The organism is Phytoactinopolyspora endophytica, from assembly GCF_004138495.1.
In the GTDB taxonomy this organism is placed as follows: domain Bacteria; phylum Actinomycetota; class Actinomycetes; order Jiangellales; family Jiangellaceae; genus Phytoactinopolyspora; species Phytoactinopolyspora endophytica.
In genome coordinates this window covers 193,730-203,915 of record NZ_ML142859.1, presented here as the reverse complement: position 1 = coordinate 203,915, position 10,186 = coordinate 193,730, and the positions used below count along the sequence as shown (strand labels likewise).

The following is a 10,186-nucleotide window of genomic DNA, read 5'->3' as shown; positions in this document are numbered from 1 at the left end:
TTTCCGGAACCCACAGGTCAGGTGTGTCGTCCCCGCCCAGGTTCTCGACGGCTTCGGCCGACGGGACGGCCGTCACTGTGACGCAGATCTCGCCGGCCGAGCCGCTCGCATCAGACACATAGTTCTCGGCTATATCTTCCAGCATCGTGGCGATGGTCGGCGCGGCCGCGATCGACACCTGCCGGGCGTCATCGCACTCTCCTTGGCCCTGTTCGTTCCCCTGGCTGAACGGGTCCCGACCGTCGTCGCCCATAAGCTCGTTGACCAGGTAGATGCCTCCCGCGACCAGACCGAGTACCACCAAGATCACACCGACAGGCTTGACCGGCGAGCGTCGCGGTCCGTGACCACGTTGTGCGTGGCGTCCTCTCATCCCGGCTCCGATCCCCCTTTCCGGAACAGCGAGGGGAACATTAGCCGAAATCGACTCAAATCGGAACTACCGCACCGTATGCACCGGTTCTCTCAGCAGAAACGGCTCGAGCAGACCGGGCGCGGCAGCGGCCGCGAACTCCACGGCCGCGTCCCCCTCCATGTCGCTGGCCTCGTACGCACCCCACCCGGCCGCCGTCATGGCGGACACCGTCTTCAGGCCCAGCCGCCGCTGCAACACCGACTCCCGCAGCGCGATCGTGCTGACCGCCTTGCGTTGCAGCGCCACCGTGGATCTGCTCATCAGGCCCGACCTGACCACCACATACGAGCCGACGACGGCGTGCCCTAGCGCACGGTAGGCCACCAACGCGCCGAGCAGGGTCAACGGCCACGACGTCGCGCCCAGCCAGACCGTCCACCCCGGCACGACGCCGGTCGCGGCCAGCCACGCCAGCACCCCGACGGCGATCGCGGTGATCGCCGTCGCCCACCACATCCGGCGATGCAAGGCCGCACGAGGGTGTCGCTCCAGCGGCGCGTCCAACGGACTGGGACGCACGTCTAGCACATCGGCAGCGACGGAGCGGGCCACCGCGATAGGGCCACGCGGCAGGATGGTCGCCGGCTGCGACGACGACCACAGCGACAGCCCGGTGGTGACCACGTTCGTATCGGCCATCCCCATCCACCGCCACAGCAGCGGCTCACTGATCTGCAGGCCACGCATGCGGTTGTCGTCTCGGTTGACCTCGCGCGTGGTGAACAGCCCTTTCCTGGTCCGCAGCTGCGTCCCGTGCTCGCCGGCTACCCGTGCCAGCTGGAAGTTCCAGTTCTCGGTGAAGAAGTTCACCGCCAAGCCGATCACGCCGATGGCACCGGTCACCGCGAGACCGATCGCGATACTCCACCCCCAGCCGAGCTCGTCCCAGTCCGCCAGGCCATCGATGAAACCCTCGACGTCGATGCCGAAGGTCGAAGCAAGCCAGAACCCGCCCCACAACAGGCCGATCGCCATGATGTAAGCCCACACATTGAACATGTTGTAGACCACCCATGAGGGCCGCAGCCGAGCGAACACCCGCTCATCCACATCGTCGGTCGCGACGTCAACGGCCGGTTCGGTCCGAGCCTCAGCCAGAACACCGGCGGGCACGGCCTCCGCCTGGCCTGTCCCGTCCCGCCCGCGCGTTCCGTTCGGCCGCGCCCAGAGCAGGTCTTGCCGGAGCTCCTCCGCGTCGGCTTTGAGGATCGCGTCCAGCACCAATGCCGACTCGCCCGCACTCGACTGCTGCCCGGCGCCGATGTTGATCACGCGCAGGCCTGCCAGCCGGTGGCGTAGCTTGGCCGTGGCGTCGACGCTGCGGATGCGGTCCCGCCGCACGGAGCGGTACTGACGGACGAACACGCCCGTGCGCCGTTCGACGTAGGACCCGGTCACCCGGTAGCGGGTGAAGAACCACCGCACACCATCGGTGACGGCGCCCAGCGTGCCGAACACTCCAATAGCGACGACCGGCCACAGAGTCCCGGCGGACGGTTCAGTGCCGAACACCAGCAGCGCCAATACGGCGGGCGTCAGAGACAGCAGGGTCTGGGCCACGTCGACCCAGATCACCCGGCTGTGCAGCCGCCGCCAGGGTGTCTCCGTGCTTTCCGCCGGGTCCGGCTCGTAATCACGGTACGAAGGGAGCGATTCGCTCATGTCGCGTCGCCCGGCGTCTGCTGCGTGATGACGGTCAGCCTGTCGGCGATGTCGGCCGCCACGTCCTTGTCCAGCCCGCCGATGTTGATGGCACCCTTCGACGACGCCGTGGTCACCCGGAGCGTGGACAGGCCGAGCATCTGTTCGATCGGCCCCCGCACAGCGTCGACGGTCTGGATCCGCGAGATCGGCGCCACCCGCCACTCGCGGACCACCCAACCAGTCAACGCGTAGACCGCCTCATCCGTCGCCTCCCACCGGTGGACGGCATAGCGCCAGAAGGGCTCCACGAACGCTGTGAGGACCGTGACGACAGCGAGCCCGATGACCGCGACGGCCAGCCACGGACGCGCGTCTTCCCACCATGCGTAGACGATCACGGATGCCGCCAACAACACGCCCGGAAACGCGATCGCCTGGACCATCCACCACAGGACTGCCTTGCGCTCAATCCGGTGCCGCGGCGGACGCAGCCGCACGGTCCGGGCTCCGGATTCGGTGAGCTCCGCCATCTTGCGCTCCTACTGATCGTGAACGGCCGTCGAGCCGATATCTCGAATCTATCGACCTGGGGTGGTTCCGCCGTCCTTCAGCTGCATGAATCGGGTGATCCTTCGCGGGGAGGACATTCCCGCCCGCGATCCTCCCGGCCCCTGTTCGCATAGCCGCATTCGAACGTCCCAATTCCGCTGATTTGGCCATTTCGCCCCTATATACGCGTCCGAGAATCGACCGATCGCCCTATTTCCGTCGACCCGCCGAGTCACTACTCTGTAGGACGACCTTGCGTGCATCCGCTCTACGCCGCATGAGAAAGGACCCAACCCATCACCCCGCCAGAGCACGACCCCATGAACAGGCCCCGGCCTCGAAGTTCCGAACCGGGTTCGCATAGCAAAGACGGCTTGTTTGCGACTGTTATGGGATGGTTTGTTGCTAAAGGCCGGGCATACCCGTCGCTCGTGGCCTGCATCGTCGGAGCCACCGTCGGTATCACCCTTGGCAGCCTCGTGGTCCCGACCGGCGGTGACCGCGTGACGGCCGACGCTGACCTCGTCACGACACACACCGTGGGCACGCCGTCGAGCGAGCCCTCCAGCACGAGCACCGAAGGCTGGACAGGTGGACCCACCGCGCGAACGCCTTCCGGAACCGGCACGCCGCGCGAGTCCGCCGATGACGACGAAGGCCGCACCGAGACCGACGGTGCGCAGACCGAGCAGGGCGAGGACGACGAGCCGCGCCAATCCGGGCCCGACGACGAGGCGGACGCTGACACCGGCGGGGACACCGGCCGGAACGACGACACGCCGGACGAGCCGGCCGACGCACCCAAAGAGGACGACTCACGGGACACGACACCGTCGGACGAGGACAAGGACGATACCCCGCCGCCCAGCTCTTCGCAGGACCCCGACGACCGCGATCCCACGGACGCACCCGAAGAGCCCGAGGAACCGGACGAGTCCGACGAGCCAGACGAACCCGATGAGCCTGAGAAGCCAGAGAAGTCCGAGGAGCCGGACGACCCCGAGGAATCCCCTCCGCCGACGCTGGACACCGATTTTCCTGAGCCGGCCCCCACGGATCCGGACGAGCGAGAAGAATACTGCTTGGGCCTCGACCTCTCCCTGCTCGAGCTCCTGATCTGCCTCGGCTAGTGTCCCGTAAAGGGTGCGGCAGCCGAGATCGGCTTGGCTACAGGTAAAGCCCGGTCTGGCCGTCCGCGATCCGCTCAGACGCCACGGCGTGCAGATCACGCTCACGCAGGAGAATGTAGGTCTCGCTACGGACCTCCACCTCTGCCTTGTCCTCCGGGTCGAAGAGGACACGATCGCCTACGGCGACCGTGCGGACGTTGGATCCCAAGGCAACAACCTGTGCCCACGACAGCCGTCGCCCCATCGCCGCCGTGGCGGGGATCACGATGCCTGAGGACGATTTCCGTTCGCCGGCTTCAGCGTCCAGCGAGACCAGCACGCGGTCATGCAGCATGCGGATGGGCAGCTTGTCCGAGTCAACAGCACTCTCTTCGGTCACGGTCCCTCAGGATACGCGCCTCAACGGCGACGGCGACGGGCGCGCCAGATCAGCAAGCCACCCACCAGCAGAGCACCGGCGACGGCGCCCACCACTTCCAGCCGGGGGCCTCCCTCGGGTGTGGTCAGCTTCGAACCGACCCGACCGGCGCTGTCGCGGGCCAAGCGCCCGGGGCTCATCCGGCTCACCAGCTCGTCGACGTTCATCGCCAGGCGCTCACTGCGCTCGGCCATCGCCTGTTCGATCTCCTTGGCGGAGCGTTTGGGGCGCGGTTCGGACTCGTCTCCCGCCTCCGGCGAAGCCGAGACAGGCTGCCGCGACCCGGGCCGCACGGCGTCCGGAGTACTCACGCGCACCTCCATGTCCGATTCGCTGTCTCACTAACCGTATCGGCGCGCGGGCCACTTCGCCGCCATTTCGTGCACCGCCACGATAGAAGAAATCCCGGCCGTGGCCGTACCGTAGGACCGTGACCGAGACACGACTCTCCCCCGGTGACCCCGCGCCCACATTCACGCTTCCCGACGCCGACGGCAGCCCGGTGGACATCACGTCCTACCGCGGCCAGCGTGTCGTCCTGTACTTCTACCCAGCGGCCATGACGCCCGGCTGCACGACGCAGGCGTGTGACTTCCGCGACAACCTCTCGTCTTTGCAGGCCGCCGGCCTCAACGTCGTCGGCGTCTCCAAGGACACGCCCGACAAGCTGGCCGGCTTCCGGGAGCGAGACAGCCTCAACTTCCCGCTCCTCTCGGACGAGGACTTGGCGGTGACCAAGGCTTTCGGCGCATACGGCGAGCGAAAGCTCTACGGCAAGTCCGTCACCGGCGTCATCCGCTCGACGTTCGTCATCGACGCCGACGGAAAGATCGAGAAGGCGATGTACAACGTCAAGGCGACAGGGCATGTCGCGAAGCTCCGCCGCGACCTGGGTATCGACGGTTGACCGCCTGGCCCTGGCGGGATTCCATCAGGCCGTTGACGCTCGAGGGGAACGGGTGCTGAGCCATGCGTAGGTTCTTCGGTGTCGTCCTCCTCGTCCTCGGCGTTCCGGTCATCGCCGCCGGCGTCGTCATGGCGGTCTATGTGGGTCCGGACGACACGTTCGGAGTTCTCGACGAAGAGATCTCGACGGACACCGCGGTCATCACCTCGACGCCTTCCGTGCTGGACATTTCCGGCCCTACCCTGCACGTCTCCGCCGATGCGGGTGACGCGGGCACGTTCGTCGGCGTCGCCCATCCGGTACATGCCCAGTCCTATCTTCAGGACGTCTCCGTCGAGCGGATCACCGCGGCCGGCTGGCGCGAGGATCTCGCGCACGAGTCTGCAGCCGGTGAGGAGGACGTCCCGGCGACGTCTCCGGGAGAGCTCGACTGGTGGCGAGGGTCAAGCGTCGGCACCGGTGAACAGACGGTGAGTGTGGAGCTGACGGACGAACCGACGCAGGTGGTCGTCACCGCCGCCGATCCGGAAGCGCCACTCGCGGTCGACCTCACGGTCGACGCCGAGATCGACGGCCTGTTCGCCACTGCGTTGCTGGCAACGGGTCTGGGTCTCATCCTCGTCGCCGGTGGTGTCGTCCTCCTCGGCACCGCCCGCCGTCACCGACGCGCGGGCCGCCGTACGACGGGTACCGGGAAACCGCCCGATCCGGCGGCCGACGCCCCTGGCGACGCCGAGACCGTCGGGCCGCCGCCACCGCCGGAGTCCCCCGGCAGATCCGCGCGGATGTCCCTCCTGGCCGGGATCGGCACAGGCTCCGTGCTCGTGCTCGCGGGCTGTGCGGAGCTTCCCGGCGACGCCGACGGCGAGGCGCACACCGCCGTCGCGGCCGTCACCCCGCAGGCGGCGGACGACTTCTTCGCGTACTACACCGAGACGAACAACACGGCCAACGCCGAACAGGATCCCGAGCTCATCGCCACCGTGGAGACCGGACCACTGCTGACGTCGTCCCAGATGAGCTACCAGGTCCAGCAGGCACAGGACCGCGACCCGATCGAGCCGTTCACGGTCGCGCCGCAGCACATCGCAGGGCCGGAGTTCGACGCCTACCCCATGTGGTTCGTCGCTCTGGCCGAACCCGAGAGCGAGGAGGCCGGCCCGGCGTACTACCTCGTCACCCGTGAGGACGCTGCCTCACCCTGGCAGGCGGAGCTCTCAGTCTACCCGCCGAACGACGCTGAGCCGGTCCGGCCGGTCATCGACGATGGGACGGCGGCGATCGCCGACGAGGACTCCGCCGCCCGCGGTGAAGAGGTCCTCGAGGCAGTCGTAGCGTATGCCGAGACCGGCGAGGAGCCGGACGGCGTCGACCTCTCGGGGGGCGGTGGTCTGGCCTCCTTACCGGAGCAGGGAATCGAGATCACTGAAGGGCCGCAGGACCGGGTCACCGCAGAGCGGGACTGCTCCCTGCATGGCGACGATGTGCGCTGGCTGGCCTCCGAATCCGGAGCGATGGCCCTGGCCGCGGTCAGTTGCACGCAGGACGTCACGCTCGATGAGGACTACACGATCACGCTGGACGGCGACGGCTACGGCACCATTCCGGGCGATACCCGCCTGACGGAGATGACCATCACCCACGGCGTCAGCTTCGTCGTCGAGGTGGACGACGACGGCTCGGCTACGGTCTCCGGGGAGGCGATGCTGCCCTACGCGATGGACTATGCCGAAGAGGAGTGAAGGCCCCTCTCATCGAGCGAGCACATCGCTGATCACTCATCGCGACGTGGCCGAACGACTGTATTCCGCTCCGGCAGGGGCGGTACGCTCGGCGACATGCCACGCGCCTGCGTCCACCACCCGATCTTCGCCAGGGTCTACGCGAAGGCCAGCCAGGCCATGGAGCGAGAGGTCGGTGAGCATCGCGACCGGTTGCTAGCAGGACTGAGTGGACGGGTGATCGAGGTCGGCGCCGGCAACGGGATGAACTTCTCGCACTATCCGTCGGAGGTCACCGGCGTCGTGGCGGTGGAACCCGAGCCGTACCTGCGCAACCTGGCGGAGCAGGCGGCCGACCAGAGCTCGCGCCCGATCGAGGTCGTGGACGGCGTCGCCGAGGAACTCGCGGCAGACGACGGCACCTTCGACGCCGCGGTCGCGTCGCTCGTACTCTGCTCGGTACGGAGCCCACCAACGGCATTGAGCGAGATGTTCCGGGTAGTCCGTCCTGGTGGAGAACTCCGTTTCTACGAGCACGTCCGCGCCGAGAGCCCTCGGTTGCGCAGAGTTCAGCGGACTCTGGACGCCACCATCTGGCCGTTCTTCACCGGGGGTGACCATGCCCACCGCGACACGGCTACCGCCATCGCCGCCGCGGGCTTCACCATCGAGCAGATGGAGCGCATCACCTTCCCGGAGAGCCGCATTCCTCTCCCCACATCGCCGCATATCATCGGCTCCGCCATCCGGTCGGCGAACAACACCTAGAAGTTTGCCATCAGTGAACAGGCGACTCAAGAGCCACTTCACCCCCCGACTTTGTCAGACCCAGCCGATAACGTCGGATCATGAAATACACACGAGAAATGCTCATTGAAGCCGTCAAATCATCCAAAAGCGTCGCCGGCGTACTGCGCCACTTGGGCATGAGACAGTCCGGAGGAAGCCATGCACATATAAGCCGACGCATCAAGCAGCTCGGAATCGACACGACTCACTTTACTGGGCAAGCGCACAACAAAGGAAGGCCGCCTCGCAATCGGCTCACATGGCACGAGATTCTTGTCGTCAGGCCACTTGGGAGCCGTAGGGCCGAGGCCCATCGTCTCCGCAGAGCGCTCATCGAGTCCGGCAGGCAATATCGCTGCGAAGCGTGTGGTCTGGGCAATTCCTGGAACGGCAACCGCCTGACGCTTCATGTTGATCATATCAGCGGTGACTGCGATGACTGCCGAGCAGAGAACCTGAGATTCCTATGCCCGAACTGTCACACTCAAACACCAACGTGGGCAGGAGCGAAAAAGAATCGCAAGAATGAAACATTCTTGCAGCCTTCCCGGCACAAGGGACATCACGTCTGGACCGACGGCGATCTGGTCACCTTCTGCCCTCAATCGCTTGTGGTTTTCGACCTTCCAGTTAGACGGCTCACATCCTCTTATACCAAGGCTCGAAATTGTCCTGAGCGGATCGAGATCGCCGAGCACCGGATTGATGCTTGAGGGCCCGCTTGGCCCGAGACGATTGCATGGCCTATGATAGGCACCGAGTTTGCGGGAGTGGCGGAATTTGGTTTACGCGCACGGTTTAGGTCCGTGTGTCTTCGGACATGTGGGTTCGAGTCCCACCTCCCGCACCACAGCCGCCTTCCTCTCCGGCTCTGGCCTAGGCTGAGGCCTGAGCGATGAAGTCGAGAGAGGAGCGCCGAGCGATGACGACGGACGAGCCGCCGGTGGTGATCGACTGGTCCGAGCATGCCGAACGTCTCAGCGCGGCCGTCGATGACGACGCGGCATGGTATGCGGAGACGGCGCGGCATCTGGTCGAGCCGGGCGACGGGCTGGCCGTAGACGTGGGCTGCGGCGGCGCCGGGATGGCGATGGCGCTGAGCGCCGCTCTTCCGTCGGACGCGAGCGTCGTCGGCCTGGACGGCGACGACGAGGTCCTGGCCGCCGCGCAGCGACGCGTCGCTGACGCACAGATCGACGGCGCACGTGTCTGGCTCATCCGCGCGGACCTCGATCACGACCTCAGGTCCCTTCCCGCGGTAGCGCGGAACGCGGACATCATGTGGGCATCGGCGTCGATCCACCACGCCGCCGACCAGCAGTCAGCCATCGATGCGCTGGCCGCTCATCTCGCGCCGGGAGGACGCCTGGCGCTGGCCGAGGGCGGTCTCCGCGGTCGCCACCTGCCGTGGGATCTCGGCGTGGGCGAGCCGGGCCTGGAGAACCGTCTCCTCGGTGCCGAGGATCGATGGTTCGGCCGGATGCGGGAGTCGCTGCCCGGCACCGTACGGATGCCCTACGGCTGGACCACCGCGCTGCGCAAGGCCGGGCTCACCGAGGTCACGACCCGCTCGACGATGTTCGAGCAAACGGCACCGCTGGCCCACGCCGAGTTGACGAAGGTCCTCGACAACCTGGCGCACCGCGTCGAGCGGGCCAGCGAGAGCGGGGACCTCGACGCCGATGACGCCGCGGCCTGGGCTCGCCTGCTCGACCGGGACGACGACGTGTGGCTGGGGCACCGGGACGACATACACTCCCTCAGCGCCCGAAGCGTCCACGTCGGTCGTCGCGCCGCCTGACGCCCTCGCCCGGATGAACGTCACTATCCGCACCTCGCGGTCGACGCTAAAGCGGTGTGAGCTCCTTCAGGTAGAAGCCGCGACAGGTACCCGTGTCGGTTCCGAAGATCAAATACTCGTGTCCGTTGATCCGGTCAAACGGAGACCAGTACGGAGATGATCGTGCTGGCGCGTTCGCTGGACGGTGCAGAACCAGCCCCAGCTGATCACGCCCCTTCAGAGGCGCGATCAGCTCACCTGGGACGGGGCCACCCGCGAACCGCGGATCGCTTTCGTTGCCTTCCCTGATACTCTCCAGCGTTTCCCGCACCCGCCGCTGTCCCGGTGCCCGCAGGTCTACCGCAGGCCGGTACTGATCCACGGCGACCCGATCGAGAACCAGGAGACCGTCGTGCGTCATGACCCTCAACGGCGCGATCCACGGGTTGTTCCAGTACTCCCATGCCACCGGCGAACCCGGACCCGAATCACGCTCATGGAAAGTTGTGCGCTCCGGTGTCGCGACCCACATCCGTTGATCACCGTCCACCAGAAGCAGTAAAGGCTGGCCACGAAACTCGTGGTACCGGCGCCGCATGGAGGGCTCTGGTTCTTCCGGCCGGACGTAATAGACGCTCACCGGCATGGGCTCGTGCCGACGGACTCGACGGCGGGCTCTCAACGCGCGCCATGCGCGTGGCAGTCTCGACATGACGTTGGTCAGGGCCGCGAGCACAAATACAAGGAAGAGGAGCGCGAACCCGCCACTCGCATCGTCGACTCCAGGCGTGAGGTCGACCCTGGTGACGACGATGATGACGAGGGTGGAGAAG

12 protein-coding genes and 1 tRNA gene are annotated in these 10,186 nt (G+C 66.7%); 7 read left to right on the top strand and 6 right to left on the bottom strand.

Annotated features, from left to right (window positions below; translation table 11 throughout):
- The 3 genes from ELR45_RS21050 to ELR45_RS21040 all read right to left on the bottom strand — a co-directional run.
- The coding region (locus ELR45_RS21050; protein ID WP_165367978.1) for a substrate-binding domain-containing protein at positions 1 to 310 on the bottom strand (310 nt) is incomplete at its 3' end.
- Between the two features lie 129 nt (positions 311 to 439).
- Complete coding sequence (locus ELR45_RS21045) at positions 440 to 2,077, bottom strand: PH domain-containing protein (protein ID WP_129668098.1); 1,638 nt, start codon at positions 2,075 to 2,077, stop codon at positions 440 to 442.
- Positions 2,074 to 2,589 carry a PH domain-containing protein gene (locus ELR45_RS21040; protein WP_129668097.1) on the bottom strand — a complete coding sequence of 172 codons (516 nt, stop codon included), beginning with the start codon at positions 2,587 to 2,589 and terminating at the stop codon, positions 2,074 to 2,076. The genes ELR45_RS21045 and ELR45_RS21040 overlap by 4 nt, the downstream gene beginning before the upstream one ends.
- 450 nt (positions 2,590 to 3,039) lie before the next feature.
- Here ELR45_RS21040 and ELR45_RS21035 point away from each other — a divergent pair, with 450 nt between their 5' ends.
- Positions 3,040 to 3,738 (top strand): hypothetical protein, encoded by a 699-nt coding sequence (locus tag ELR45_RS21035; RefSeq protein ID WP_129668096.1) that lies wholly within the window; start codon positions 3,040 to 3,042, stop codon positions 3,736 to 3,738.
- 37 nt (positions 3,739 to 3,775) lie between these two features.
- Here ELR45_RS21035 and ELR45_RS21030 read toward each other — a convergent pair whose 3' ends face one another.
- Both ELR45_RS21030 and ELR45_RS21025 read right to left on the bottom strand, forming a co-directional pair.
- Positions 3,776 to 4,072 (bottom strand): GroES family chaperonin, encoded by a 297-nt coding sequence (locus tag ELR45_RS21030; RefSeq protein WP_205856988.1) that lies wholly within the window; start codon positions 4,070 to 4,072, stop codon positions 3,776 to 3,778.
- Positions 4,073 to 4,137: 65 nt separating this feature from the next.
- Entirely contained in the window at positions 4,138 to 4,467 is a 330-nt protein-coding gene (locus tag ELR45_RS21025) for a DUF3618 domain-containing protein (protein ID WP_165367977.1), read from the bottom strand.
- A gap of 119 nt (positions 4,468 to 4,586) precedes the next feature.
- Here ELR45_RS21025 and bcp point away from each other — a divergent pair, with 119 nt between their 5' ends.
- The 6 genes from bcp (at position 4,587) to ELR45_RS20995 (ending at position 9,374) form a co-directional block, all read left to right on the top strand.
- A complete protein-coding gene (gene bcp, locus ELR45_RS21020) occupies positions 4,587 to 5,063 on the top strand; it encodes a thioredoxin-dependent thiol peroxidase (RefSeq protein ID WP_129668093.1) in 477 nt (158 codons plus the stop codon).
- 62 nt (positions 5,064 to 5,125) lie between these two features.
- A complete protein-coding gene (locus tag ELR45_RS21015; protein ID WP_129668092.1) occupies positions 5,126 to 6,805 on the top strand; it encodes a DUF8094 domain-containing protein in 1,680 nt (559 codons plus the stop codon).
- Positions 6,806 to 6,901: 96 nt separating this feature from the next.
- Entirely contained in the window at positions 6,902 to 7,552 is a 651-nt protein-coding gene (locus tag ELR45_RS21010; protein WP_129668091.1) for a class I SAM-dependent methyltransferase, read from the top strand.
- An 80-nt stretch (positions 7,553 to 7,632) separates the two neighbouring features.
- Positions 7,633 to 8,286 carry an HNH endonuclease signature motif containing protein gene (locus ELR45_RS21005; RefSeq protein WP_205856969.1) on the top strand — a complete coding sequence of 218 codons (654 nt, stop codon included), beginning with the start codon at positions 7,633 to 7,635 and terminating at the stop codon, positions 8,284 to 8,286.
- A gap of 51 nt (positions 8,287 to 8,337) precedes the next feature.
- Positions 8,338 to 8,423, top strand: a tRNA-Leu gene (locus ELR45_RS21000).
- A gap of 72 nt (positions 8,424 to 8,495) precedes the next feature.
- Positions 8,496 to 9,374: a class I SAM-dependent methyltransferase gene (locus ELR45_RS20995; RefSeq protein ID WP_129668090.1), complete on the top strand. Its 879-nt coding sequence runs from the start codon at positions 8,496 to 8,498 to the stop codon at positions 9,372 to 9,374.
- 46 nt (positions 9,375 to 9,420) lie between these two features.
- Here the strand turns inward: ELR45_RS20995 and ELR45_RS20990 are convergent.
- Positions 9,421 to 10,186 (bottom strand): hypothetical protein (locus ELR45_RS20990; RefSeq protein WP_165367976.1); only part of this gene is annotated, 766 nt, incomplete at its 5' end.

Excerpts from the sequence above, each read along its gene's own strand:
- ELR45_RS21045 (WP_129668098.1), bottom strand. The coding sequence starts at position 2,077 with ATGAGCGAATCGCTCCCTTCGTACCGTGATTACGAGCCGGACCCGGCG.
- ELR45_RS21040 (WP_129668097.1), bottom strand. The coding sequence starts at position 2,589 with ATGGCGGAGCTCACCGAATCCGGAGCCCGGACCGTGCGGCTGCGTCCG.
- ELR45_RS21030 (WP_205856988.1), bottom strand. The coding sequence starts at position 4,072 with ATGCTGCATGACCGCGTGCTGGTCTCGCTGGACGCTGAAGCCGGCGAA.
- ELR45_RS21015 (WP_129668092.1), top strand. The coding sequence starts at position 5,126 with ATGCGTAGGTTCTTCGGTGTCGTCCTCCTCGTCCTCGGCGTTCCGGTC.
- ELR45_RS21010 (WP_129668091.1), top strand. The coding sequence starts at position 6,902 with ATGCCACGCGCCTGCGTCCACCACCCGATCTTCGCCAGGGTCTACGCG.
- ELR45_RS21005 (WP_205856969.1), top strand. The coding sequence starts at position 7,633 with ATGAAATACACACGAGAAATGCTCATTGAAGCCGTCAAATCATCCAAA.
- ELR45_RS20995 (WP_129668090.1), top strand. The coding sequence starts at position 8,496 with ATGACGACGGACGAGCCGCCGGTGGTGATCGACTGGTCCGAGCATGCC.